Below are 25599 nucleotides of genomic sequence, written 5' to 3'. Positions count from 1 at the left end.
GTGGGTTGATCGCCCGCGGCCACTGAATCGTGGGCCTGCGGGGTGTGTGACTGGGGATCCCAAGCTCCTGCCATACCCCGATTCTACCCCGAATCGAACTCGAATGCGAGACTTACTCACATAATTTCAGGCTTCTCATTCCGAGTTTCACACCTGGAAACGAGGGTACCGACCCCTGGCGGACGCTGTGCATGTGACCGGCGCCGTTCGCCAGCGGTGTGACGATCCGTCCGACCTCAGTCGGGGAGTTCAGCGCGGAAGGACGACGAGTTTTCCGCCGGCGGTACCGGCCTCCATGTCGCGGTGGGCCTGCACGATCTCATCGAGCCTGTAGACACGGCCGAGCGGGACGCGCGCGTGACCGGCTGCGACGGCGTCGAGGAAGGCCTGCAACTCCGCTGATGTCAGGTCTGCGGCCTCTCCGGAATACGCGGTGAGGCGCACTCCGTTGGGAAGCCAGTCCATCGGGTAGAACTCGTCGATCGTCCAGGTGTCGGAGAGCATCCCGGTGAAGCAGACGGTGCCTCCGGCTCGCACCGCTCGGAGGGTGTCGCGCAGGACGTTGACGCCGACGAGCTCGACGGCTCCGTCGACACCGCCAGGCACGATCTCCCGCACCCGGCGCGCGACCTCGCCATCGTCGATGATGACGTGGTCGGCGCCTGCAGCCTCGAGCAGGCCGACGCTCGAGGGATTCCGCGTGGTCGAGAGCACCCGCATCCCGCGCAGCGCGCCGAGGGTGGCCAGCGCGAGGCCGACAGAGGACGTTCCGCCGCGGATGAGCAGGCTCTGGCCGTCGGCGGCCTGCAGCCCGACACGCAGCGACCCCGCCGCGGTCTGCAGCATCTCGGGCACGGCACCGAGCACGCCCCAGCCGAGTCCGCTGGTGAAGGGCACGACGATCGCGGCCGGCACCGACACGTATTCGGCGTAACCGCCGTCGAAGGAGCGGCCCATGCCGCCCATCATCGCGGCCACCTGGGCGCCGACGGGATACTCCCCACCCGGGGCATCCGCTATCGTTCCGACCGCTTCGATCCCAGGAATGCGCGGAAACGAGCCGGTCGACGCGACACCGGAACGGAAGTGGAGTTCGGACCGGTTGAGCCCGAAGGCCTCAACCCGGATCAGCACCCATCCGGGTCGCGGCGTCGGCATCGGCACGTCACGGACGCGCAGAACACCGGGGTCACCAGGCCCGTCGACGACAACCGCCCGCATTGTCGCCGTCATTGTCGGTCTCATGGCGGAGGTCAGTGACCCATTCCGAGTCCGCCGTCGACCGGGATCACGGCGCCGGAGATGTAACCGGCGTCGTCGCCCGCGAGCCACGTGACGACCTTGGCGACCTCGGCGGGGGAAGCGAAGCGTCCTGCCGGGATGTTCTTCTTGTATTCGGCCTGGACGGCCTCGGAAAGCTCCGCGGTCATCTCGGTCTCGATGAAGCCGGGTGCGACGACGTTCGCAGTGATGCCGCGGGCGCCGAGCTCGCGGGTGACCGAGCGGGCGAGCCCGACGAGCCCGCTCTTGGAGGCGGAGTAGTTGACCTGCCCGGCGGAACCGTAGAGGCCGACCACGCTCGAGATGAGCACGATCCGGCCGAACCTGGCCTTGAGCATGCCCTTGGATGCGCGCTTGACGACGCGGAAGGCACCGCTCAGGTTCGTGTCGATGACGGAGGTGAAGTCGTCTTCCGTCATCCGCATCAGAAGGGTGTCTTTGGTGATGCCGGCGTTGGCCACGACCACTTCAACCGGTCCGAGGGACGCTTCGATCTCGGTGAACGCGGCGTCGATCGATGCGGCGTCGGTGACGTCGGCACGTACCGTGAGGCTGCCCTCTGGGCCGGACCCGGAGCGGGCCGTGACCGCGACGCGATGGCCCTGGCGCACGAATTCTTCGGCGATGGCAAAGCCGATCCCACGGTTGCCCCCGGTCACGAGAACGGTCCTGACGGAGGGCATACGGTTCCAATCTATTCCCAGCGAACGACCAGCCGTACGCACGTATATTCCAGTTTACGGTGTCATCCCACAGACCGGGCGAGACGTAGGCTTATCAGGCAAAACCTCCACCGGTTGACCGAAGCGATGAGAGTATGAAACAGCAGTCGATCACGTCCCTGCCTCCGTCTCCGGAGGCCGAGCGACGCGCCCGGATGATCAAATACTCGGTGACCATGGGCATCCGGATGGTGTGCATCGTCCTGATGCTCTTCGTGCACGGCTGGTGGCTCCTGGTCTGCGCCGCCGGAGCGATCCTGCTCCCCTATTTCGCGGTCATCGTCGCAAACGTCCACGGAAACGGCGCGGGAACCGCCGTCGTCCGCCCGGGAGCCGTTCAGCTCTACCGCGGTCAGTCCTCGACCAGTCCTGAATCCTCGTCGGCCGCCCAGTCGCCCCCCGGGCAAGCCTCCGACCGGCCGGCGCCGACTCACGACCCGTCCCGCGGCCCGGGTACGGACGAATGATCGGTTTCGACGACGACCTCGACGTACCGCGTTGTTCGAGGGCCGGCTGCCGGGAGGACGCGCAGTGGCGCATCGACTGGCGCAACCCGCGTATCCATACCGCTGACCGGGTCAAGACCTGGCTCGCCTGCCCGGAGCATGTCGAGTATCTGCGGGAATTCCTGGGTGCCAGGGATTTTCCGGTGGCCGTCTTCGCCCTCGAAGCTGCACCGGACACAACACCGGGCCGCCCGGCCGCAGGGACGGACCCGTCGTGACCGGCTGGAAGTTCGCCTTCACCCGCAGGTGGGCCGGATACCTCGTGCTCACCATCATCTTCGGCGCCGCCTGCGCCGGCCTCGGTATGTGGCAGTTCGCCAGGCGCAACGAGGCCCTCGTCGAGATCAACAAGGTCGACGCGAACTACGACCACATCCCGGTGAGCCTGACCGAAGCACTTCCCACTCTCGATTCCTTCAACGAGTCACAGAAGTGGCTGCCGGTGACGATGACGGGAACGTACCTCGTCGCCGATGAGCTGATCGTGCGGAATCGCCCGCTGAACGTGCACCCGGGCTTCGAGGTGCTCACGCCGCTGCTCCTCGCTGACGGCACGGTCTTCGTCGTCGATCGTGGCTGGGTCCCCACCGGCGAGACGGCGGAGGCCCCCGGCCCGGTTCCCGCAGCGCCGACGGGTGAAGTCACGGTCATCGCCAGGCTCAAGGCCGGAGAACCGACCCTTCCCGGGCGCACGGCGAGCGGGAACCAGATCGCCACGATCCACCTCGCCGACGTCGCCGACCGGGTCGGCGCACCCACGTACACCGCGGCATACGGCCTGATGGCCTCCGAGGATCCCGCGCCGGCCACCCGGCCGGCCGGCGTGACCAGGCCGGTCGCGGACGAAGGCTCGCACCTGTCGTACGCGTTCCAGTGGATGCTGTTCGCCCTGCTCGGCTTCATCGGGCTCGGCTGGGCGGTGCGGCAGGAATTCCGCTCTCTCAACGCGGACGACCCCGAAGAGCGCACGCGCGCAGAGGAACGCGCCCGCCGTGCGGCCGCCAAGCCGCGTACGGACGCAGAGGTCGAAGACGACCTCATCGACAGCACGCACTGACAGACAGTACGCACCGACCGATAGCGGAAGCTAGGCGAGCATGATCAGGTCGAGGTAGTCCTTGTTCCAGTGGTCCTCTGTGCCCTCCGGCATAATCAGCACGCGTTCCGGGTTGAGCGCCTCGACGGCGCCCTCGTCGTGGCTGACCAGAACGACGGCACCCTCGTAGTGCGCGAGCGCGTCGAGGATCTCGTCACGGCTCGCGGGGTCGAGGTTGTTCGTCGGTTCGTCGAGGAGTAACACGTTGGCGCCGGAGACCACGATCATCGCGAGGGCAAGCCTGGTCTTCTCTCCACCGGAAAGAACCCCGGCCGGCTTGTCGGAATCGTCACCGGTGAACAGGAACGAGCCGAGGACCCGGCGGGCTTCCATTTCGGTGATGTTCGGCGACGAGGACACCATGTTCTGCAGAACGCTGCGCTTGACGTCGATGGTCTCGTGTTCCTGCGCGTAGTACCCGATGCGGAGACCGTGGCCGGGGACGATCGTGCCGGTGTCCGGCTTGTCGACGCCCGCGAGCATCCGCAGAAGCGTGGTCTTGCCCGCACCGTTGAGGCCGAGGATGACGACCTTGGACCCGCGGTCGATCGCGAGGTCGACAGCTGCGAAGATCTCGAGGGAACCGTAGCTCTTCGAGAGGTCGTTCGCCATCAGCGGGGTGCGGCCGCACGGGGCCGGCACGGGGAAGCGCAGCTTGGCCACGCGGTCGACGGCGCGCACGGCGTCGAGTCCGGAGAGCAGCTTCTCAGCCCGGGCGACCATCTGGTGAGCCGCTGCCGCCTTGCTCGCCTTGGCGCCGAACTTTGCGGCCTGCAGCTGCAGGGTGGACGCCTTCTTCTCGGCGTTGGCGCGTTCCTTCTTACGACGGTCGGCGTCTGCGAGGCGCTGGCGCTGGTAGTTCTTCCAGTTCATGTTGTAGATGTCGATGACCATGCGGTTGGCATCGAGATAGAACACCCGGTTGACGGTCTCGCCGACGAGTTCGATGTCGTGGGAGATGATGATGACGCCGCCGCGGTAGTTCTTGACGAACTCGCGCAGCCAGACGACGGAATCGGCATCGAGGTGGTTGGTCGGTTCGTCGAGGATCATCGTCTCCGCGGCGGAGAACAGGATGCGGGCGAGCTCGATGCGGCGGCGCTGGCCGCCGGAGAGGGTCTGCAGCTCCTGGTCGAGGATCCGGTCCGGAAGGTTCAGGTTGCTCGCGATCGAGGCCGCCTCCGCCTCCGCTGCGTAGCCGCCGAGGGCGTTGAACTGGTCGGTGAGGTTGCCGTAGACCTTCATGGCCTTCGCGGCGACCTTGGGGTCGTCGCTGCCCATGTCGAGGCCGGCCTGGTAGAGGCCGAGGGAGATCGTGCCGAGGCCGCGGGCGTCGAGGATACGGGTGCGCGCGAGCATGGTCGGTTCACCGGAGCGCGGGTCCTGCGGAAGGTAGCCGATCTGGCCGGAGCGGTCGATCTGGCCGTGGGTCGGCATCGTCTCGCCCGCGAGCGTCTTCGTGAGGGTCGTCTTTCCCGCACCGTTGCGGCCGACGAGGCCGATCTTGTCGCCGGCGGAGACGCGGAAACTGACGTCTTCCATGAGCACGCGCGCCCCGACTCTGATTTCGAGGTTTTGCACACTGAGCACAGCAATAGTCCGTTCGGAAGGTTCGTGGGAGGGGTTCGGCCCGACCGGGCCAGCTATCTAGTATATTCTCGCGCGGCGACGGGGAGGGACGCTCAGAAAAGTGTGGCCCGGAGCGTGTTCCCGAGCCACTCCCGGTAGGCCCCGAGGGACCAGTCCAGATCGAGCACGAGGGAGCGGTAGACCTGCGGGTGGGCGAGCGCCCAGATCGCCGCGGCCGCCTCGTGGTCGCTGAGGCCGCTGCGCAACGCATGGCGGTCGCGCAACGCCGTTGCCGTCTCGCTGAAGTTGTGCAGCAACCGTGCGGACTGGCGCAGCTCGAGACGCGCCACGTCGGCATCGACCCCCGCGGCCTGCGCGACGACCCTCCGCAGGGCGGCGGTGCGCACGTTCGTCTCGACGCACCAGTCGACGAGGAGGCGGATGATGTCGGTCGCCGAGCGCGGTCCGCTCGCCTCCCGGGGTGACGCAACCGGATCCTGGAGCGCGGACTCCCCACTGCCCGACGGCTCCGTGGCACCACGCTCGAGTACCGCCGCAAGCACGTCGGCCTTGAGGCCCACGGAATTGTAGATGGTCTGCACCGCGACACCGGCCTCCGCGGCGATCGCCGCGATGGATGCCGCGATGTACCCGCGCTCGAGCATGAGGCGCTCGGCCGCGTCGAGGATGACCGTCCTGGTCGCCTCGCTTTGCGCCGATCGACGGCTCGGCCGCGTCCTTCCGGGGGAATCCATCTCATTAGCTTAGCGTTCCAATGAGTGGAGGAGCATACTAATTCAGTCGCGGGCGTGGGGATGCCGCCGGCCGACGGCATCCGCCGATTAACGCAGTGTCGCCCCGGATCGGAATCCGGGGCGACACTGGGCGGGTGATACTGGGGCGACGGTCAGATCGCGAAGCCGAGGGCGCGCATCATGTCACGGCCGTCGTCGGTGATCTTCTCAGGGCCCCACGGCGGCATCCAGACCCAGTTGATCCGGAACTGGTCGACGACCCCGTCGAGCGCTTCGGCGGTCTGCTCCTCGAGCACGTCGGTCAGCGGGCAGCCTGCCGAGGTCAGGGTCATGTGGATGATCAGGGCGTCGTTCTCGTCGTCCCAGCCCAGGTCGTAGATGAGGCCGAGGTCGACGACGTTGATGCCGAGCTCGGGGTCCATGACGTCTTTGAGCGCCTCTTCGATCTCATCGAATCGCTCGGGTGACAGCGTTGAAACCATGCGGTCAGCCTACGTTCGAATCGACGAGAAAGCGATCGTAGCCTTCGTCCTCGAGCCGGTCGGCAAGCTCGGGTCCGCCCTGCTCCGCGATCCGCCCGTTGACGAACACGTGCACGAAATCGGGCTCGATGTAGCGCAGGATGCGGGTGTAGTGCGTGATCAGGAGGATGCCGAGTCCGGTGTTCGCCTTGGCGCGGTTGACGCCCTCCGAGACGATCTTGAGCGCGTCGACGTCGAGGCCGGAGTCGGTTTCGTCGAGGATCGCGAACTTGGGCTTGAGCAGTTCGAGCTGCAGGATCTCGTTGCGCTTCTTCTCACCACCGGAGAAGCCCTCGTTCACGTTGCGCTCCGCAAAGCTCTTGTCCATGCGCAGGTTCGTCATGGACTGGCGGACGTCCTTGATCCAGGAACGGATCGCGGGCGCTTCGCCGTCGATCGCGGTCTTGGCGGTGCGCAGGAAGTTGGTGACGGTGACTCCGGGGATCTCGACCGGGTACTGCATCGCGAGGAAGAGGCCGGCGCGGGCGCGCTGGTCGACGGTCATGGTGAGGACTTCCTCACCGTCGAGCAGGATCGAGCCGCTGTCGGCGTGGTACTTGGGGTGGCCGGCGATCGTGTACGCGAGGGTCGACTTGCCGGAGCCGTTCGGCCCCATGATGGCGTGGATCTCACCCTCGTTGATCGTGAGGTTGACACCCTTCAGGATCTGCTTGGTGCCCTGGTCGGTCTCGACGCTGACGTGCAGGTCCTTGATCTCAAGAACTGACATGGATTCTCTGGTCTCTTTCATTCAACGGCGCGCAGGCGCCGGTACGTGTGGGGGTTACGCGGTGACGTAGTGCGGGGTCGGGTCGATGAAGACGTCGCCGTTGATCAGCTCGACCGTGAACACCGGAACGGGTTCGTAGGCGGGCAGGTTGAGCGGGCGACCGCTCTTCAGGGAGAACTTGGAGCCGTGCGCCCAGCATTCGACCGTGTCGTCTTCGACGAATCCCTCGGAGAGGGAGATGTCGCCGTGCGTGCAGGTGTCGCCGATCGCGAAGACGTCGCCGGCGCTGTCCCGCACCACGACGATGGGGACTCCGTCGATCTCGACCTTGACGGCCTGATTCTCTTCGAGTTCGTCGAAGGCGCAGATCTTCGTGGACGCCATGGTCAGTTCTCCTTGGTTGTTGCGGGTGCGCGGACCTCGTCGGTGCTGCGCAGTTCGGCTTCGATGGCCGCCTGGAGGCGGTCTTCGAGCGGTTGGGATCCGATGTGCTGCACGATCTCGCTCAGGAAGCCGCGCACGACGAGTCGCCGGGCCTCGTCTTCCGTGATTCCGCGGGACTGCAGATAGAACAGCTGCTCATCGTCGAAGCGGCCGGTCGCACTCGCGTGCCCGGCGCCCTTGATGTCACCCGTCTCGATCTCGAGGTTCGGGATCGAGTCCGCGCGGGTGCCTTCGGTCAGCACGAGGTTGCGGTTCTGTTCGTAGCTGTCGGTTCCGGGAGCATTGCGCCCGATCAGGACGTCGCCGATCCAGACCGTCCGAGCGCCTGCGCCCTGCAGGGCGCCCTTGTAGGTCACCCGGCTGCGGCTGTTCGCGGCGTCGTGGTGCACGTACACCTGCTGTTCGAGGTGCTGGCCGGCATCCGCGAAGTAGAGACCGTAGAGGTCGGTGTCGGAGCCGGGACCGGCGAGGCGCACCGAGGGGTTGACCCGCACGATGCTGCCGCCGAGGGACACGACGACGTGCTTGAGGTAGGCGTCGCGGCCGACGGATGCGAAGTGGTTGGCCAGCTGAACGGCACCGGTGTTCCACTCCTGCAGCGTGACGACCGTGAGGTGCGCGGACTCGCCGACGATGATCTCGAGGTTTTCGGTGAGGCGTGCGTCGCCGGTGTTCTCGAGGATGATCGTCGCCCGGCCGAACGGCCTGGCCTCGATGATCGTGTGGGCGCCGCGCGGGCCGGTGCCGAGACGGGCCCGGGTGATCGTGATCTCCTTGTCCTCTTCACCGGTGACGGTGATGGCCAGGGCCTTCTCGAAGCTCGTCCAGGCGTTGGCGGCGGCTCGTTCCTCCGGGGCGCCGACCGAACCGATGCGGGCGTCATCGCGCCCGACCCAGTCGATCGCGACACCGTCGGTCGGGGTCGAGTCGACGTCGTAGGCTGCGCCGTCGAGCTCGCCGGCCGTGAGGTCGGTGAACTTGGCGACCGGTGAGAGCTTCCATACGGCCTCGCGCCCCGTGACGGGGGCGAAGTCGGCGACGTCGACGCTCTTGAAGCGGTCGTTCCTGGTCTGCACGGGGACGAAGCCGAAGCGTCCGTCCGAGTGCGCCTTGATGCCGTGCTGTTCGCTGGTGGGCAGTGCTGCTGTTGTTGAAGTCGGGGCGGCGGACATTTAGCCGACGGATCCTTCCATGCCCATTTCGATGAGCTTGTTGAGTTCGAGGGCGTACTCCATCGGGAGCTCCCGTGCGATCGGTTCGATGAATCCTCTGACGATCATGGCCATGGCCTCGTCCTCGGGCATACCGCGGCTCATCAGGTAGAACAACTGCTCCTCGCTGACGCGGGAGACGGTGGCCTCATGGCCGAGCTGCACGTCGTCGACACGGATGTCGATGGACGGGTAGGTGTCGGAGCGGGACTGGGTGTCGACGAGCAGCGCGTCGCAGCGCACGGTGTTCGCGGAGTGGTGCGCACCGGCATCCACCCGGACTTCACCGCGGTACCCCGAGCGGCCGCCGCCGCGGGCGATGGACTTGGACACGATCGAGGACTGCGTGTACGGAGCCATGTGGATCATCTTGGCGCCGGCGTCCTGATGCTGGCCGGGACCGGCGAAGGCCACGGACAGGGTTTCGCCCTTGGCGTGCTCGCCCATCAGGTAGATCGACGGGTACTTCATGGTGACCTTGGAGCCGATGTTGCCGTCGATCCATTCCATGGTCGCGCCCTCTGCGGCTGTTGCGCGCTTCGTGACGAGGTTGTAGACGTTGTTCGACCAGTTCTGGATCGTCGTGTACCGAACTCGGGCGTTCTTCTTCACGATGATCTCGACGACGGCGGAGTGCAGCGAGTCCGACGAGTAGATCGGGGCGGTGCAGCCCTCGATGTAGTGCACGTAGCTGCCCTCGTCGGCGATGATGAGCGTGCGCTCGAACTGGCCCATGTTCTCCGTGTTGATCCGGAAGTACGCCTGGAGCGGGATCTCGACGTGCACGCCGGGCGGAACGTAGACGAAGGAGCCGCCAGACCAGACCGAGGTGTTGAGCGCGGCGAACTTGTTGTCACCGGAGGGGATCACGGTGCCGAAGTACTCCTTGAAGACCTCGGGGTATTCCTTGAGCGCGGTGTCCGTGTCCATGAAGATGACGCCCTGGGCTTCGAGCTCCTCATTGATCTGGTGGTAGACGACCTCTGACTCGTACTGGGCCGCGACGCCGGAGACGAGGCGCTGGCGCTCCGCCTCGGGGATGCCGAGCTTCTCGTAGGTCTTCTTGATGTCGTCAGGCAGGTCTTCCCAGGTCTGGGCCTGCTTCTCCGTTGAACGCACGAAGTACTTGATGTTGTCGAAGTCGATTCCGGACAGGTCGGCGCCCCACGTGGGCATCGGCTTGCGCTCGAACAGTTCGAGGGCCTTGAGCCGGCGCTGCAGCATCCAGTCCGGCTCGTTCTTGAGCTTCGAGATGTCGGTCACGACCTCTGGCGAGACGCCACGGCGGGCGGATGCGCCGGCCGCGTCGGAATCGGACCAGCCGAATTCGTACGTTCCCAGGCCCGCGAGTTCGGGCCGGTCGAGCAGGACGTCAGACATATTTACCTCTTCTCCCATCCACGACAACCCGGATATTAGTCCGGTCATTCCCGCACGGCTCCAGGCGAAGACGTGCGATGAACGGGTTGCGTGGGCGGCTACGTTGCGTACCTAAGATGATTAGAGGCGGCGAGGTGTCGAACCGCGGTTTGTACAACCGCGTGATCACCGCCCAGAAACACCTAATTCTACAGGTTCCCGATGCGTTAAGTGGCCGGACCCGGCGATTTCACATGCACCAGGCCCGAGAGGAAGCAGAACCCGTGAAACGGATTTCGGAATGGCTGCCCACGAGCGTTGACCGAAGGGTCCGCCTGATCGCGTGGGTGTACCTCGCCGCGCAGATCCTCCTCGTCGGCACGGGCGGCCTCGTCCGCCTGACGGGATCAGGGCTCGGTTGCCCGACCTGGCCGAAATGCACCGACGGTTCGCTCGTCAACACGCCGGAGATGGGCATCCACGGCGTCATCGAGTTCGGCAACCGCCTGCTCGGTGCCGTACTCGGCCTCGTCGCGGTCCTTGCCTTCCTCGCCGTCGTGCGGCTGCGTCGCGAACGCCCCGACCTGTTCCGCCTCGCCCTGTTCGCCGGGCTCGGCATCCCCGCCCAGGCGGTCATCGGGGGCATCAGCGTGCTCACGCAGCTCGACCCCACCGTCGTCGGACTGCACTTCGTCATCTCCGCAGTGCTCGTGGCGCTCTGCACGGCCTTCGTCTACCGGGTCTACACCGGCAACGGCCAGCGGGCTGCCGTCGTGCCCCGCTGGTACGCGATCCTCACGCATGTGACGAGCGCCGTGGTCGCCGTCACAATCGTCGTCGGCATCCTTACGACCGGTTCCGGGCCGCACGCCGGTGACGAGAACGCACCGCGAAACGGGCTCGACTCGGAGTTCCTGCAGCACGTGCACAGCTGGCCCGCCTACCTGACCGTCGCGCTCACCATCGCCCTCGTCATCGGCGCCTGGGGCCTCGGCCGGTCGCTCCGCACCTGGACCCTGGCCCTGCTCGGTGTCGAGGCCGTCCAGGTCGTCGTGGGGCTCGTTCAGGCGAACACCGGACTACCGACCGGCCTCGTCGGAATCCACATGGTCCTCGCGTGCGTACTCGCGGCCGCGATGACCGCCGTCGTACTGCACCTCAAAGAGCCGGTGGCGCAGCCCGACGACGCCACTCCCCCGGTTCCGCACCAGGCAACCGCACGCTGACGCACCCGGCTCTGCTGGGAAGCCCCCGCGCGACCTAGAAGGGGAGCAACGGGTCGACGCCCACGGCGACGAAGAGCAGTGTCAGGTACGTGATCGAACCGTGGAACACCCGCATCGGCGAGACCACCTCGTGACGGATAGCGAGGTTGTACAGGCGGTGGGTCTCGTAGATGAACCAGCCGCCGGTGACGAGCGCGACCCCGGTATAGAGCAGGCCCATCGAAGCGACCGGGATCAGGAGCAGTGAGCACGCGACGGTCGCCCACGCGTAGAGGATGACCTGGAGGCCGACCTGGGCGCGTCCGCGCACGACGGCGAGCATCGGGACGCCGGCGGCCTGGTACTCGGCGCGGTATTTCATGGAGAGCGGCCAGTAGTGCGGCGGGGTCCACAGGAAGATGATCGCGAACAGGATCAGCGGCGGCCAGGACAGGTCGCCGGTGACGGCGGCCCAGCCGATCAGTACGGGCATGCAGCCGGCGATTCCGCCCCAGACGATGTTCTGGGCGGTGCGGCGCTTGAGGATGATCGTGTAGAAAACGACGTATAGCAGGATTGCGCCGAGCGAGAGAGCCGCGGCGACCCAGTTCGTGAAGACCAGGAGCCACACGATCGACGCGGCACCGAGCACCCACGCGAAGACGAGGGCCTCCCGGTCGCTGAGCTCGCCGGTGACGAGCGGCCGGTTCATCGTGCGCTTCATCACGCGATCGATGTCGCGGTCGATGTAGCAGTTGAACGCGCCGGCGGATCCTGCGCTGAGCGCCCCGCCGATGAGGGTCGCGAGCACGAGCCACAGGCTCGGAATCCCGCGTTCGGCGAGCAGCATGGTCGGCGCTGTCACAACGAGTAACAGTTCGACGACCCGCGGCTTGGTCAGGGAGAGGTAGGCGAGGAAGGTCCGACGGAAGCCTCGCGCTCCCCTGCCGCCGGGCGCCTGCACGCCCGCGGGGGTCGCGTCCTGGGAGATCTGCATAGTGGATTGAGTCTAACCAGTCCCGGCCGGGCGGAAGCCCATTCGAGGATCGTTCAGCTTTACGCCGGTCAACCTCACCCGGCCATGCCGACTGCCTATACTTGGGGGTGCTCGCCAATCATGGCGCGTGTCGGTGCGTCCTGGAAAATGGGCATTCGCCTGCCGCGCCGGATGACGTCGATGTCCACGGGCGCGCTCAATCCAACGGGTGCGGGTTTCCAAGGCCTGCCCTAGCTTGACGAAGGGTAACTACGAAGTGGCAGCACTGCAGTGGGATTCGATTGACAACAGGGCGGTCGACACGGCTCGCATTCTCGCGGCGGACGCCGTGGAGAAGGTCGGGAACGGCCACCCGGGCACGGCGATGAGCCTCGCCCCCGTCGCATACCTTCTCTTCCAGAAGGTCATGCGCCGCGATCCCTCTGACAATGAATGGATCGGCCGCGACCGCTTCATTCTCTCGGTCGGCCACAGCTCCCTGACCCAGTACGTCCAGCTCTACCTGGGCGGTTACGGCCTCGAGCTCGACGACCTCAAGGCTCTCCGCACCTGGGGTTCCAAGACCCCCGGTCACCCGGAATACGGCCACACCGACGGTGTCGAGATCACGACGGGCCCGCTCGGCCAGGGCCTCGCGTCCGCCGTCGGCTTCGCATACGCGTCCCGCTTCGAACGCGGACTGTTCGACCCTGAGACCGCGGCGGGCGAGAGCCCCTTCGACCACTTCGTCTACGTCATCGCGGGCGACGGCGACATGCAGGAGGGCATCACGAGCGAGGCATCCTCCCTCGCCGGCCACCAGCAGCTCGGCAACCTGATCGCGATCTACGACTCCAACCAGATCTCGATCGAGGACGACACCAACATCGCCTTCACCGAAGACGTCGCCGCCCGGTACGAGGCCTACCACTGGCACGTGCAGACCGTGGACTGGAAGAAGACCGGCGAATACGTCGAAGACCTCCACGCTCTCAACGACGCGATCGACGCGGCGAAGGCCGTCACGGACAAGCCGTCGCTGATCATCCTCAAGACGATCATCGGCTGGCCGAGCCCGAAGAAGCAGAACACCGGCAAGATCCACGGCTCGGCGCTCGGCGCCGCGGAACTCGCAGCCGTGAAGGAGGTCCTCGGCTTCGATCCGGCCGAGAACTTCTTCGTCGCCCCCGATGTCATCGAGCACACCCGCGAGGCGCTCACCCGCGGCTCCGACGAGCATGCCCGGTGGACGGTGCAGTTCGACGCCTGGGCCGCCGCGAACCCGGACGGCAAGGTCCTCCTCGACCGGATCCTGGCCGGCGACCTGCCCGAGGGCGTGGATGCCGCGCTGCCCGTCTTCGAGGCCGGCACCGAGGTCTCCACCCGTGCAGCTTCCGGCAAGGTCCTCACCGCGCTCGGCGCCGTGATCCCCGAGCTCTGGGGCGGTTCCGCCGACCTCGCCGAGTCGAACAACACCACCATCGGCGGTGCCCGGTCCTTCATTCCGGCCGAGCACTCGACCCACGAGTGGACCGGCAACGAGTACGGCCGCGTCCTGCACTTCGGGATCCGCGAGCACGCGATGGGCGCGATCCTGAACGGCATCGTGCTGCACGGCAACACCCGCCCGTTCGGTGGCACCTTCCTGATCTTCAGCGACTACATGCGCCCGGCCGTTCGCCTCGCTGCGCTGATGAAGGCGCCGTCGATCTTCGTCTGGACCCACGACTCCGTCGCCCTCGGCGAGGACGGCCCGACCCACCAGCCGGTCGAGCAGCTCGCGACCCTCCGCGCCATCCCCGGGCTCGACGTCGTGCGCCCCGGCGACGCCAACGAGGTCTCCTGGGCGTGGAAGACGATCCTCGAGCGCCGCGAAGGCCCCGCGGGCATCGTCCTCACCCGCCAGAACATCCCCGTGTTCGAGCGCGGCGACGGCGACGCGAGCGGCGAGGTCTTCGCCTCCGCCCGCAACGTCGCCAAGGGCGCGTACATTCTCGCCGAAGCGCCGAACGGCACCCCCGACGTCATCCTGATCGCCACGGGTTCCGAGGTCCAGCTGGCCGTGAACGCCCGTGCGGCGCTCGCGTCCGAGGGCATCAACGCCCGCGTCGTGTCTGCGCCGAGCCTCGAGTGGTTCCGGGAGCAGACAGCGGAGTACCGCGAGTCCGTGCTGCCCGCCGGCATCACCGCCCGCGTGTCCGTCGAGGCCGGTATCGCGCTGACCTGGGACCGCTACGTCGGCGACCGCGGCCGCAGCATCTCGATCGAGCACTTCGGCGCCTCCGCAGATTACAAGACGCTGTTCCGTGAATTCGGAATCACCACCGAGGCCGTCGTCGCCGCCGCGAAGGACTCGCTCGCCGCTCACTGAGCTCCCCGCCGGGCGGGGAGCCTGCGGCAACGCTGAGCTCCCCGCCCGACTCCCGCACACGTCACACACCATGTATCACAAGGAGATTGTCCCCATGACCGATACCACCCCCACCGCCGAGCTCTCCGCCGCCGGCGTCAGCATCTGGCTCGACGACCTCTCCCGCCAGCGCATCGCCTCCGGCGGGCTGCAGGACCTCATCGACACCAGGAACGTCGTCGGCGTCACGACGAACCCGACCATCTTCGCCGGCGCGCTCAGCAAGGGCGAAGCCTACGTCGACCAGGTCGCCGCCCTCGCCGCGTCCGGCGCGACCGTGCAGGAAGCCGTCTTCGAGATCACGACCGACGACGTCACCGCAGCGAGCGACATCTTCCGTCCCGTCTACGACCGCACCAACGGTGTCGACGGCCGCGTCTCGATCGAGGTCGAGCCCGGCCTCGCCCACGACGCCGCCGGAACCGTCGCCCAGGCCCAGGAGCTGTGGGCCAAGGTCAACCGCCCCAACGCCATGATCAAGATCCCCGCGACCATCGAGGGCCTCGAGGCCATCACCGCGACGATCGCCCTCGGCATCAGCGTGAACGTCACCCTGATCTTCAGCCTGCAGCGTCACCGCGAGGTCATCAACGCGTACCTGTCCGGCCTCGAAAAGGCCAAGGCCGCCGGGATCGACCTGAGCACGATCCACTCCGTCGCGTCCTTCTTCGTCTCCCGCGTCGACACCGAGATCAACCAGCGCCTCGAGGCCATCGGCACCGAGACGGCGATCGCCCTCAAGAGCAAGGCCGGCGTCGCGAACGCGCAGCTCGCATACGAGGTCTTCCAGCAGGCCTTCTCCACCGAGCGCGCCCTCGGCCTCCTCGCGGCCGGCGCCAACAAGCAGCGTCCGCTCTGGGCGTCGACGGGCGTCAAGGATGCAGCGCTCCCCGACACCCTCTACGTGACGAACCTCGTCGCGCCCGAGGTCGTCAACACCATGCCGGAGAAGACCCTCGACGCGACCTTCGACCACGGGGTCATCCCGGCGGACTCGATCACGGGCGCATACGACGAGGCGAACGCTGTCCTCGACGCCCTTGCGAACGAAGGCGTTTCCTACGTCGACGTCACGCAGGTCCTCGAGTCCGAGGGCGTTGCGAAGTTCATCATTTCCTGGAATGAACTCCTCGACACCGTGACGGTTGCCCTGGACGCAGCCAAGAACAACGCGGAAGCCCCGTCGGCCCTGTGAGTTTCCGCATCGCGGTGACCGGGGCGGCGGCCGATGCGGCACGCCGAACCGTTCCCACCCTGGTGTCCGACCTGGTCGCCTCGGGGATCACGGCCCTCGACCCCGCACTGTGGGGCCCTGAGGCCGAGTCCGAGGCGGCCAAGCGTCTCGGCTGGACCGAGTCCGTTGCCGTTTCACGCCCGCTCGTCCCGGAGATCCTCGCTCTCCGGGCGACCCTGGCCTCGGCCGGTGTCACCCGGATCGCGCTCGCCGGCATGGGCGGTTCCTCGCTCGCACCGGAGGTCATCACCCGCACGGCCGGCGTCGCGTTGACCGTGCTCGACTCGACCGACCCCGGCCAGGTACTCGCGGCCCTCGACGACCACCTCGCGGAGACGGCGCTGGTCGTCTCCTCGAAGTCCGGGTCGACCGCGGAGACCGACAGCCAGTGTCGCGTGTTCGAACGCGCCTTCCGGGAAGCCGGCATCGACCCCATCGGCCGCATCGTCGTCGTGACCGACCCCGGTTCGCCGCTCGACACCTCCGCTCGGGCGGCCGGTTACCGCGTCTTCAACGCGGACCCGACCGTGGGAGGACGTTTCTCCGTGCTCACCGCGTTCGGGCTGGTTCCATCGGGACTCGCCGGCGTCGACATCGGTGAGCTGCTCGACGAGGCGGAGGCCGTTTCGCTCGCGCTCGCGGTCGACAGCCCGGAAAACCCCGGGCTCATCCTCGGCGCCGCGATCGCTGCGACGGAGCCACGGCGTGACAAGCTCGCGCTCGTCGCAGACGGCACCCACATCGTCGGGTTCCCTGACTGGGCGGAACAGCTCATCGCGGAGTCGACCGGCAAGATCGGCACCGGAATCCTCCCCGTTGTCCTCGAGCTCGGCGCCCCCGAACTCACCGAGAACCTCCCGGACCTGCAGGTCCTGCGCCTCGTCGAGGACGCGGGCACCACGATCTTTCCCGCGGACGGCACCGATGAGATCCGCGTGAGCGGCACCCTCGGCGCACAATTCCTGGTCTGGGAATACGCCACCGTGGTCGCTGGACGGCTGCTCGGGATCAACCCCTTCGACCAACCGGACGTGGAGGCAGCCAAGGTCGCCACCCGCGCGCTGCTCGACGGCCGACCCGAGCCGGCGCCCGCGGCGTTCATCTCCGACGGCATCGAGGTGCGCGGCACCGCACACGTCATCGGCGCGGCGAGCGACCTCGCCTCAGCGATCGACGCGCTCCTCGAGGAGCTCGGCCCCGACGGGTACGTCTCCGTCCAGGCCTACGTGAACCGCCTCGAGCTGCCACAGCTCGCCGGCATCCGTGACCTGGTCGCGAAGCTCTCGAAACGTCCCGTCACATTCGGCTGGGGCCCCCGGTTCCTGCACTCGACCGGCCAGCTCCACAAGGGCGGTCAGCCATCCGGTGTGTTCCTGCAGATCCTCGCGACCGCACAGGAGGACCTGTCGATTCCGGATCGTCCGTTCACCTTCGGCGAACTCATTCAGGCGCAGGCCAGCGGCGACGCGAGTGTTCTCGCTCAGCACGGCCGTCCGGTGCTCACCCTCACTCTCACCGACCCCGCGGCGAATATCGCCGCCCTGTTCGGCGCCCTCAAGTAGAAGTCGTCCCCTGCAGCGGGGCCTGCTCCGGCGGGCCTCGTTGCCACAGAAAAGGAGTTGCATGTCCCCGGTGGAAATCACCCCGGAGTTCAATCCGCTGCGGTCGTCCTCTGATTACCGTCTGAATCGCATCGCGGGGCCCTCGAGCCTCGTGATCTTCGGCGTAACCGGCGACCTGTCCCGGAAGAAACTCATGCCCGCGGTCTACGACCTCGCCAACCGCGGACTCCTTCCGCCCGGATTCGCCCTCGTCGGCTTCGCGAGGCGCGACTGGGACGACGAGGACTTCTCCCAAGTGGTCCACGACTCGGTCAAGCAGTATGCCCGCACCGAGTTCAACGAGGATGTCTGGGCCCAGCTCTCCGAGGGCATCCGCTTCGTGCAGGGCACCTTCGACGACGACGACTCCTTCGAACGGCTCAAGGACACCATCGCCGAGCTCGACCGCGAGCGGGGCACGATGGGCAACCATGCGTTCTACCTGTCGATCCCGCCGAAGGCGTTCCCGCAGGTCGTCGGCCAGTTGCGCCGGTCCGGCCTCGCCGAACAGAAGGACGGCCAGTGGCGTCGTGTCGTGATCGAAAAGCCCTTCGGCAGCGACCTGAAGACCGCCCGTGAGCTCAACGACGTCGTCGAATCCGTGTTCCCGCCCGACTCCGTGTTCCGGATCGACCACTATCTGGGCAAGGAGACGGTGCAGAACATTCTCGCGCTGCGCTTCGCGAACCAGCTCTACGAACCGATCTGGAACTCGAACAACGTCGACCATGTGCAGATCACGATGGCCGAGGACATCGGCGTCGGAGGACGCGCGGGCTACTACGACGGAATCGGTGCCGCCAGGGACGTGATCCAGAACCACCTCCTGCAGCTCCTCGCCCTCACGGCGATGGAGGAGCCCATCTCCTTCGACGCGGCCGACCTGCGCACCGAGAAGGAGAAGGTCCTCGCATCCGTCCGACTCCCGGACAACCTCGCGACCGGAACCGCCCGCGGCCAGTACGCCGGCGGTTGGCAGGGCGGTGAGAAGGTTCTCGGATTCCTCGAAGAGGACGGAATGGACCCGGAGTCGCTCACGGAAACCTACGCGGCGCTGCGCCTCACCATCGAGACGCGCCGCTGGTCCGGCGTGCCGTTCTATCTGCGGGCAGGCAAGCGCCTCGGCCGCAGGGTGACCGAGATCGCTGTCGTGTTCAAGCGCGCCCCCCAGCATCTGTTCGCCAAGGAGAACACGGCTGCCCTCGGATCCAATGCACTCGTGATCCGGGTGCAGCCCGACGAGGGCGTCACGATCCGCTTCGGCTCCAAGGTCCCCGGCGTCGGCATGCAGGTGCGCGACGTCACGATGGACTTCGGCTATGGCCATGCCTTCACCGAGGCGAGCCCGGAGGCGTACGAACGGTTGATCCTCGACGTGCTCCTCGGCGACCCGCCGTTGTTCCCCCGTCACGAAGAGGTCGAACTCTCGTGGAAGATCCTCGACCCGGTCGAGAAGTTCTGGTCCGAGCAGGGCCAGCCCGAACAGTACCGCCCCGGAACCTGGGGCCCCTCGTCCGCGGACGAGCTCTTGGCCAGGGACGGCCGTCAATGGAGGCGCCCATGATCGTCGATCTGCCAGACACGAACACCTCGAAGATCTCGAAGGCCCTCGTCCGCATCCGGGAAGAGGGCGGCGCCGTCGCCCTCGGCCGGGTGCTGACCCTGATCATCGCGTCGACCATGGGACGCGAGGAGGAGGCCATCGAGGCCGCAAACGACGCATCCCGTGAACATCCGATGCGCGTCATCGTCGTCTCCACCCAGGAAGAAACCGAATCGGAGACCCCCGTCGACGCGAAGGTCGACGCGGAGATCCGCGTCGGCGGAGACGCCGGGGCGAGCGAAGTCATCGTGCTGCGCGCGTACGGCGAAGCCGCGAGCGACCCGGAGAGCCTGGTCACAGGCCTCCTGCTGCCCGATGCCCCCGTCGTGACGTGGTGGCCGGGCGTCGCCCCCGTCATCCCGGCGGACTCTCCGCTCGGGCGCCTCGCCTACCGGCGGATCACGGATTCCTCCGCCCAGCCGGACCCGCAGGCCGCCCTGCACCGGCTGTGCTCCTCGTACCGCCCCGGCGACACCGACTTCGCCTGGACGCGGCTCACGCTCTGGCGGGCACAGCTCGCCGCCGTTCTCGACCAGCCGCCGTACGAAGCCGTCACAGCCGTCCAGGTCTCCGGCGCGGCCGACTCCCCCTCGACGACGCTGCTCGCCGCCTGGCTGCAGCTCCAGCTCGCCGTGGACGTCGACTACGAGTTCACCGGTGGGGCCAAAGCGAGCGGAATCCACGGCGTGCACTTCACCCGGGCATCCGGTGTGATCTCGCTCGAGCGTGAACTGCCGGGCATCGCAACCCTCACCCAGCCCGGCCAGCCCGTGCAGGACCTCACCCTCAAGCGCCGCAGCCTCCGGGATTGCCTCAGCGACGAGCTTCGCCGGCTCGATCCCGACGAGTTGTATGGTGAAGTGATCACCCGCGGACTGCCGAACCTGGACGCGGTTGCAGACAAAACCGGAGGACGACCGTGACACACGAACGACGCGTACTAGTGCATGCAGACCGGGCGGCCCTCGCCGCATCGGTCGCGGCACGATTCATCACCACCGCGGTCGACCTCCTCCACGAGGAGGGCGACATCCATGTCGTCCTCACCGGGGGAAGCGTCGCGACAGAGGTGCTCGACGCTGTCAACGCTTCCGCGGCCAGGGACACCGTCGACTGGGAGCACGTGAACTTCTGGTGGGGCGACGAACGCTGGTTGCCGTACGCCGACCCGGAACGCAACGAACTCCAGGCCCGTACCGCACTCCTCGACCACCTCGACATCCCCGCGGAGAACATCCACCCGTTTGCGTCCTCCGACGGACCGCTCGACCTCGACGCGGCCGGAGCGGCCTATGCGGAGGAGCTCGAGGCAGCCTCGAACGACGGAACCGTGCTGCCGCGCTTCGATATCACCTTCCTCGGCGTCGGCCCGGACGGGCACATCGCCTCGCTGTTCCCGCACCTCCCGGGAATCCGCGAGGACACCGCGAGCGTGCTCACGGTGCGCAACTCCCCCAAGCCCCCGGCCGAACGGCTCACCCTGAGCCGCCCTGCCCTGAACTCGTCGCGCTGCATCTGGCTGGTCCTCGCAGGGCCGGACAAGGCATCCGCCCTCGGGCTCGCACTCGCCGGTGCCAGCAGGGACGAGGTTCCTGTTGCGGGCATCAAGGGGCGCCGCTACACGAACTTCTTCGTGGACCGGGAAGCGGCCGCAGAGGTACCGGAGAACCTGACCGCGTCGTCGTTCTGACACCGTTCGCGCACGAAAAAGCCCCGACCGAGGTCGGGGCTTTTTCGTGTCCGATGGACGAAAGGACCGGAGCTAGTTGGTGGCGGAGAGCTTGCCGCGGCGAATGCGCAGCTGCAGCAGGGCTTCCTCGAGAAGGGAGTCCGCTTCCTCTTCCGTGCGGCGCTCCTTCACGTAGGCGAGGTGCGTCTTGTACGGTTCGAGCTTCACGACGGACGGCGGGTTCTCCTTGTCGCGGCCGGCCGGAAGCCCAGAGGACGGGCAGTCGATCGTCTCGGGGATTTCATCATCGGGCAGGTTCGCCGCGAAGAAGCGGACGGTCTCGTTGCCGAGAGCGTCCCAGTAGGAGACGCGGATCCGGTCCGCCTGGAAACCGCGGTCCTGCTCCCCCATGGGGCCGGCTCCGACCCTGGATCCACGAATTGCGCTGCCACCAGATGCCATTGTGTTCCTCCATGAAAGGCGATTGTGCTTGTGGCCGCACGGCCACGGGTGTGGGAAAAGCGAAGGGGGTGTGAGGGAGTTACAGTGCCGTGTCGAACTTGGTGATGAGGCCCAGGACGACGATGCACGCGATCCAGAGGACGGCGAGGATCACGGTGATGCGATTGAGGTTTCGTTCCGCAACGCCGGAGGCGCCGAGGTTCGAGGTGACGCCGCCACCGAACATATCGGAGAGGCCACCACCACGGCCCTTGTGCAGGAGGATGAGCATGGTGAGCAGGAGGCTCGTCAGTCCGAGGACAACCTGCAACACGACCTGGAGAATCTGCACGCGAAACCTTTCAGAATGGTGGAGTTTCTCCACCGGGATCAGTGATCATCATAGCCTGACTGACGAACCAGCCCGCCTCCCCTGGTCGGGGTGGCGGGCTGGAGCGGTGATATCAGGTGGAACTTCGGGCTAGACGCCCACGTGCTTCTGGAATCGGACGATGCTCGAGAACTCGTCGATATCCAGGCTTGCCCCGCCGACGAGCGCTCCGTCGACGTTGGGTTCGCGCATGTAGCCCGCGATGTTGACGCCCTTCACGGAACCGCCGTAGAGGATGCGGGTCTTGTCGGCCACATCCTGTCCGAGGGTCTCGCTGAGGACCAGGCGCAGCTGGGCTGCGACCTGTTCGGCCTGCTCAGGCGTTGCCGCCTGGCCGGAGCCGATGGCCCACACGGGCTCGTATGCCACTACGATGTCGGCCGCGCTGTCGATGCCGGACAGTGCGGTGCGCAGCTGGGCGACAGGGACGGCGCTCGGACCGTGCAGTTCCAGGTCCGCGGCGGTCTCGCCGACGCAGATGATCGGAACGAGTCCGTGCTTGACGGCGGCGGTGACCTTCGCGGCCACCTCCTCGTCGTTCTCACCGTGCAGCGTGCGACGCTCGGAGTGCCCGATGAGCACGTACGTGCACTCGAGCTGAGCGAGGAACGCGCCGGAGATCTCACCCGTGAAGGCGCCGGAATCGTGCGCCGAGACGTCCTGCGCGCCGAAGACGACGGGCAGCTTGTCGGCTGACACGAGCGTCTGCACGGAGCGAAGGTCGGTGAACGGCGGGAACACCGCAACCTCGACGGCCGCGAAGTCGTGCTTGGCGTCCTTGAGGTTCCAGGCGAGCTTCTGCACGAACGCGATGGCCTGGAGGTGATCCAGGTTCATCTTCCAATTGCCTGCAATCAGCGGGGTGCGCTGAGTGTTTACTGCCATCCGAGGACCTCCAGTCCTGGGAGACGCTTGCCTTCGAGGAACTCAAGGCTCGCGCCGCCACCGGTAGAAATGTGACCGAACTGGTCGTCCGTGAATCCGAGCGTGCGCACGGCGGCGGCGGAATCGCCACCTCCGACGACGCTGAGACCGTCAACCTCTGTGAGTGCGGCGGCCACCACACGGGTGCCCTCAGCAAACGGTGCGAGCTCGAACACGCCCATGGGGCCGTTCCAGAACACCGTCTTCGATGCGCGGATGATCGCGGCGAATGCCGCCGCCGTGTCCGGTCCGATGTCGAGGCCCAGACCGGTGGCACCGAATGCGGTGTCCTCGATCGAGTCGGCAGCGGTGACCACGTGCTCGGCGTCAGCTCCGAATTTGGAGGCGACGACGACATCCGTCGGCAGGACGATCTTCACGCCCAGGCGCTCGGCCTCGACCAGGTAACCGCGAACGGTTTCGATCTGGTCGGCCTCGAGCAGGCTTGCGCCCACCTTGTGGCCCTGAGCTGCGAGGAAGGTGAAGAGCATTCCGCCACCGATCAGCAGCGAGTTGACCCGCGGCAGGAGGTGACCGATCACGCCGAGCTTGTCCGAGACCTTCGAGCCGCCGAGGACGACCGTGTACGGCGCCTCCGGCTTTTCGGTGAGACGGTCGAGCACGTCGAGCTCGGCAGCGATCAGCAGGCCGGCAGCGCTCGGCAGGATTGCTGCCAGGTCGTACACGCTTGCCTGCTTGCGGTGAACGACGCCGAAGCCGTCGGACACGAGGACGTCGCCGAGGGCGGCGAGCTCGGTCGCGAAGGCGACCCGCTCTGCGTCGACCTTGCTCGTCTCCCCCGGGTTGAACCGGAGGTTTTCGAGCACGACGACGTCGCCGTTGGACAGCGCGCCGACGGCGGCCTTGGCGGCGTCACCGACGGTGTCGGTCGCGAAGGCGACGTCGTGTCCGAGCAGTTGCGCAAGGCGCACTGCGACGGGCGCGAGGCTGTACTTCTCTTCCGGTGCACCCTTCGGCCGTCCGAGGTGGGAGACGATGACCACGCGGGCGCCCTGTTCGAGCAGCGCCTTGATGGTCGGGAGGGACGCGCGAACGCGACCATCGTCCGTGATCTCGCCGTCTTTCAACGGCACGTTCAGGTCACAGCGGACGATGACGCGTTTTCCGGTGAGCAGCCCCAGCGATTCGATTGTACGAAGCGTCACTGCGGGCCCCTGCTACAGGCTCTTGGCGACGAGCGCGGTGAGGTCAACCATGCGGTTGGAGTAGCCCCACTCGTTGTCGTACCAGGACGACAGCTTGACCTGGTCGCCGATGACGCGCAGCAGGCCGGCGTCGAAGATCGAGGAGTGCGGGTCCGTCACGATGTCGCTGGAGACGATCTCGTCTTCCGTGTACATCAGGATGCCCTTGAGGGGACCGGACTCCGCAGCAGCCTTGTAGGCAGCCTTGATCGCTTCGATCGTGACGGGGCGCTCCGCGATGACGGTGAGGTCGGTGATGGAACCGGTGGGAACCGGAACGCGCAGTGCGAAGCCGTCAAGCTTGCCCTTGAGCTCGGGGAGGACGATGCCGAGGGCCTTGGCCGCACCGGTCGAGGTCGGGATGATGTTGATGGCTGCGGCGCGGGCGCGACGCAGGTCGGAGTGCGGGCCGTCCTGGAGGTTCTGGTCGGCGGTGTACGCGTGGATCGTCGTCATCAGGCCGGACTTGATGCCGAAGTTGTCGTTGAAGACCTTGGCCAAGGGCGCGAGGCAGTTCGTGGTGCAGGACGCGTTGGAGATGATGTCGAACTTGGCCGGGTCGTAGTCCTGCTCGTTGACACCCATGACGATCGTCGCTGCGTCGCCTGAGGCGGGAGCGGAAACGATGACCTTCTTGGCGCCTGCGGTGATGTGCTTGCGCGCATCCTCCGCCTTGGTGAAGCGGCCGGTGGACTCGATGACGATGTCGACGCCCAGGGCGCCCCAGGGAAGGTTGGCCGGGTCGCGCTCGGCGAGAACCTTAATCGGCTTGCCGTTGACGAGGATGGAGTCGCCCTCGACGGAAACGGTGGCGTTCAGGCGTCCGGTGATGGAGTCATATTTAAGAAGGTGGGCCAACGTCTTCGTGTCGGTCAGGTCGTTGACGGCGACGATCTCGATGTCGCTGCCCTGCGCCAGGGCGGCGCGAAGATAATTGCGGCCAATGCGGCCAAAGCCATTAATACCGATCTTTACAGACACGAATGTCTCCTAATCTTGTGCGCCGAAGCGCGGTTTCTTGTGGGTGAAATACACGGGGGACGGGCCCCTCACGGGGCCCGTCCTACGGCTGCGCTATGAGAGCAGCAGAAGCCCGTTGGTCTTTTCGCGAGCGATCGTGAATCGGTCCTGGACGTTCGCCCAGTTGACGATGTTCCAGAATGCCTTCACGTAGTCCGCACGCACGTTGCGGTAGTCGAGGTAGTACGCGTGCTCCCAGACGTCGAGCATGAGTACCGGAATCGTGCCGGCTGCGAAGTTCGACTGCTGGTCGAAGAACTGCTGGATGATCAGGCGCTGCCCGATCGAATCCCAGGCGAGCACCGCCCAGCCGGATCCCTGCACACCGAGGGCTGCCGCCGTGAAGTGCGCCTGGAACTTGTCGAAGGAACCGAAGAAGTCCTCGATGGCGCTCGCAAGCTCGCCTGTGGGCTTGTCGCCGCCGTCCGGGGAGAGGTTGGTCCAGAAGATGGAGTGGTTGACGTGACCGCCGAGGTTGAAGGCGAGGTCTTTTTCAAGCTTGTTGACGTTGGCCAGGTGGCCGGAGTCGCGAGCTTCCGCAAGCTGCGCGAGGGCGGTGTTCGCGCCGGTCACGTAGGCCTGGTGGTGCTTGCTGTGGTGAAGTTCCATGATGGTGCCGCTGATGCTCGGCGCGAGCGCCGAGTAGTCATAGGCGAGAGCGGGCAAAGTGTATTCAGCCATTCATATCTCCTCTGTCGAGTTGGCGCGAAGTACTCCGCCACGAGT

General features: G+C 66.7%; 26 protein-coding genes. 10 read left to right on the top strand and 16 right to left on the bottom strand.

The genetic code is table 11. The annotated features are described in order from the left end of the window. Positions 1-249: 249 nt before the first annotated feature. Positions 250-1233: a zinc-binding dehydrogenase gene (locus tag E3O39_RS16390; protein WP_134448666.1), complete on the bottom strand. Its 984-nt coding sequence runs from the start codon at positions 1231-1233 to the stop codon at positions 250-252. A gap of 20 nt (positions 1234-1253) precedes the next feature. Next, positions 1254-1964 carry a 3-oxoacyl-ACP reductase FabG gene (fabG, locus tag E3O39_RS16385; RefSeq protein ID WP_134448668.1) on the bottom strand — a complete coding sequence of 237 codons (711 nt, stop codon included), beginning with the start codon at positions 1962-1964 and terminating at the stop codon, positions 1254-1256. Positions 1965-2098: 134 nt separating this feature from the next. Between fabG and E3O39_RS16380 the strand changes: the two genes are divergently transcribed. From E3O39_RS16380 to E3O39_RS16370, 3 genes are read left to right on the top strand one after another with little or no spacing between them, the layout of a single operon-like run. Continuing rightward, positions 2099-2470 (top strand): DUF3099 domain-containing protein, encoded by a 372-nt coding sequence (locus tag E3O39_RS16380; protein ID WP_134448670.1) that lies wholly within the window; start codon positions 2099-2101, stop codon positions 2468-2470. Beyond that, positions 2467-2727, top strand: coding sequence for a hypothetical protein (locus E3O39_RS16375; protein ID WP_134448672.1), 261 nt, complete (start codon positions 2467-2469; stop codon positions 2725-2727). Before E3O39_RS16380 ends, E3O39_RS16375 begins: the two co-directional genes overlap by 4 nt. Continuing rightward, entirely contained in the window at positions 2724-3566 is an 843-nt protein-coding gene (locus E3O39_RS16370; protein ID WP_134448674.1) for an SURF1 family protein, read from the top strand. The genes E3O39_RS16375 and E3O39_RS16370 overlap by 4 nt, the downstream gene beginning before the upstream one ends. 30 nt (positions 3567-3596) lie before the next feature. On the opposite strand, the gene E3O39_RS16365 is transcribed toward E3O39_RS16370, so the two are convergent. From E3O39_RS16365 to sufB, 7 genes are all read right to left on the bottom strand, one after another. After that, complete coding sequence (locus E3O39_RS16365) at positions 3597-5195, bottom strand: ABC-F family ATP-binding cassette domain-containing protein (protein ID WP_134448675.1); 1599 nt, start codon at positions 5193-5195, stop codon at positions 3597-3599. Between the two features lie 92 nt (positions 5196-5287). Next, a complete protein-coding gene (locus E3O39_RS16360; protein ID WP_134448676.1) occupies positions 5288-5929 on the bottom strand; it encodes a TetR family transcriptional regulator in 642 nt (213 codons plus the stop codon). A gap of 152 nt (positions 5930-6081) precedes the next feature. Next, positions 6082-6411, bottom strand: a complete 330-nt coding sequence (locus tag E3O39_RS16355; RefSeq protein WP_134448677.1) for a metal-sulfur cluster assembly factor — start codon at positions 6409-6411, stop codon at positions 6082-6084. A 4-nt stretch (positions 6412-6415) separates the two neighbouring features. Then, positions 6416-7180: a Fe-S cluster assembly ATPase SufC gene (gene sufC, locus E3O39_RS16350; protein ID WP_134448678.1), complete on the bottom strand. Its 765-nt coding sequence runs from the start codon at positions 7178-7180 to the stop codon at positions 6416-6418. Between the two features lie 54 nt (positions 7181-7234). Beyond that, positions 7235-7564: a non-heme iron oxygenase ferredoxin subunit gene (locus E3O39_RS16345; protein ID WP_134448679.1), complete on the bottom strand. Its 330-nt coding sequence runs from the start codon at positions 7562-7564 to the stop codon at positions 7235-7237. A gap of 2 nt (positions 7565-7566) precedes the next feature. After that, a complete protein-coding gene (sufD, locus tag E3O39_RS16340) occupies positions 7567-8796 on the bottom strand; it encodes a Fe-S cluster assembly protein SufD (RefSeq protein ID WP_134448680.1) in 1230 nt (409 codons plus the stop codon). Continuing rightward, a complete protein-coding gene (gene sufB / locus E3O39_RS16335) occupies positions 8797-10215 on the bottom strand; it encodes a Fe-S cluster assembly protein SufB (RefSeq protein WP_134448681.1) in 1419 nt (472 codons plus the stop codon). It abuts the gene before it with no gap. Positions 10216-10478: 263 nt separating this feature from the next. On the opposite strand from sufB, the gene E3O39_RS16330 reads away from it, so the two are divergent. Then, entirely contained in the window at positions 10479-11420 is a 942-nt protein-coding gene (locus E3O39_RS16330) for a heme A synthase (RefSeq protein ID WP_134448682.1), read from the top strand. Between the two features lie 34 nt (positions 11421-11454). Here E3O39_RS16330 and E3O39_RS16325 read toward each other — a convergent pair whose 3' ends face one another. Further along, on the bottom strand, positions 11455-12396 hold the full coding sequence (locus E3O39_RS16325) for a heme o synthase (protein ID WP_134448683.1): 942 nt from the start codon (positions 12394-12396) through the stop codon (positions 11455-11457). A gap of 256 nt (positions 12397-12652) precedes the next feature. On the opposite strand from E3O39_RS16325, the gene tkt reads away from it, so the two are divergent. The 6 genes from tkt (at position 12653) to pgl (ending at position 20913) form a co-directional block, all read left to right on the top strand. Then, positions 12653-14746, top strand: a complete 2094-nt coding sequence (tkt, locus tag E3O39_RS16320; RefSeq protein ID WP_134448684.1) for a transketolase — start codon at positions 12653-12655, stop codon at positions 14744-14746. 94 nt (positions 14747-14840) lie between these two features. Continuing rightward, a complete protein-coding gene (gene tal / locus E3O39_RS16315; RefSeq protein ID WP_134448685.1) occupies positions 14841-15980 on the top strand; it encodes a transaldolase in 1140 nt (379 codons plus the stop codon). After that, positions 15977-17581, top strand: a complete 1605-nt coding sequence (locus tag E3O39_RS16310; protein WP_134448686.1) for a glucose-6-phosphate isomerase — start codon at positions 15977-15979, stop codon at positions 17579-17581. The genes tal and E3O39_RS16310 overlap by 4 nt, the downstream gene beginning before the upstream one ends. Before the next feature lie 61 nt (positions 17582-17642). Continuing rightward, complete coding sequence (zwf, locus tag E3O39_RS16305; RefSeq protein ID WP_134448687.1) at positions 17643-19184, top strand: glucose-6-phosphate dehydrogenase; 1542 nt, start codon at positions 17643-17645, stop codon at positions 19182-19184. After that, positions 19181-20146, top strand: coding sequence for a glucose-6-phosphate dehydrogenase assembly protein OpcA (locus E3O39_RS16300; protein WP_134448688.1), 966 nt, complete (start codon positions 19181-19183; stop codon positions 20144-20146). The genes zwf and E3O39_RS16300 overlap by 4 nt, the downstream gene beginning before the upstream one ends. After that, a complete protein-coding gene (pgl, locus tag E3O39_RS16295; RefSeq protein ID WP_134448689.1) occupies positions 20143-20913 on the top strand; it encodes a 6-phosphogluconolactonase in 771 nt (256 codons plus the stop codon). The genes E3O39_RS16300 and pgl overlap by 4 nt, the downstream gene beginning before the upstream one ends. A gap of 72 nt (positions 20914-20985) precedes the next feature. On the opposite strand, the gene E3O39_RS16290 is transcribed toward pgl, so the two are convergent. The 6 genes from E3O39_RS16290 to E3O39_RS16265 all read right to left on the bottom strand — a co-directional run bounded on the left by E3O39_RS16290 (position 20986) and on the right by E3O39_RS16265 (position 25554). Beyond that, positions 20986-21354, bottom strand: a complete 369-nt coding sequence (locus tag E3O39_RS16290) for an RNA polymerase-binding protein RbpA (protein ID WP_134448690.1) — start codon at positions 21352-21354, stop codon at positions 20986-20988. A 79-nt stretch (positions 21355-21433) separates the two neighbouring features. Beyond that, positions 21434-21685 carry a preprotein translocase subunit SecG gene (secG, locus tag E3O39_RS16285; RefSeq protein ID WP_134448691.1) on the bottom strand — a complete coding sequence of 84 codons (252 nt, stop codon included), beginning with the start codon at positions 21683-21685 and terminating at the stop codon, positions 21434-21436. Positions 21686-21814: 129 nt separating this feature from the next. Further along, positions 21815-22609: a triose-phosphate isomerase gene (tpiA, locus tag E3O39_RS16280; protein ID WP_134448692.1), complete on the bottom strand. Its 795-nt coding sequence runs from the start codon at positions 22607-22609 to the stop codon at positions 21815-21817. Continuing rightward, entirely contained in the window at positions 22600-23814 is a 1215-nt protein-coding gene (gene pgk / locus E3O39_RS16275) for a phosphoglycerate kinase (protein WP_134448693.1), read from the bottom strand. Before pgk ends, tpiA begins: the two co-directional genes overlap by 10 nt. Before the next feature lie 12 nt (positions 23815-23826). Then, positions 23827-24834, bottom strand: a complete 1008-nt coding sequence (gap, locus tag E3O39_RS16270) for a type I glyceraldehyde-3-phosphate dehydrogenase (RefSeq protein WP_134448694.1) — start codon at positions 24832-24834, stop codon at positions 23827-23829. A 93-nt stretch (positions 24835-24927) separates the two neighbouring features. Beyond that, on the bottom strand, positions 24928-25554 hold the full coding sequence (locus tag E3O39_RS16265) for a superoxide dismutase (protein ID WP_134448695.1): 627 nt from the start codon (positions 25552-25554) through the stop codon (positions 24928-24930). Positions 25555-25599 lie beyond the last annotated feature (45 nt).

Origin of the sequence: Cryobacterium sp. MDB2-A-1 (genome assembly GCF_004402675.1) — a bacterium.
Lineage (GTDB): Bacteria > Actinomycetota > Actinomycetes > Actinomycetales > Microbacteriaceae > Cryobacterium > Cryobacterium glucosi.
The sequence above is the reverse complement of the archived record's forward strand: the minus strand, read 5'-3'. Positions and strand labels throughout refer to the sequence as shown.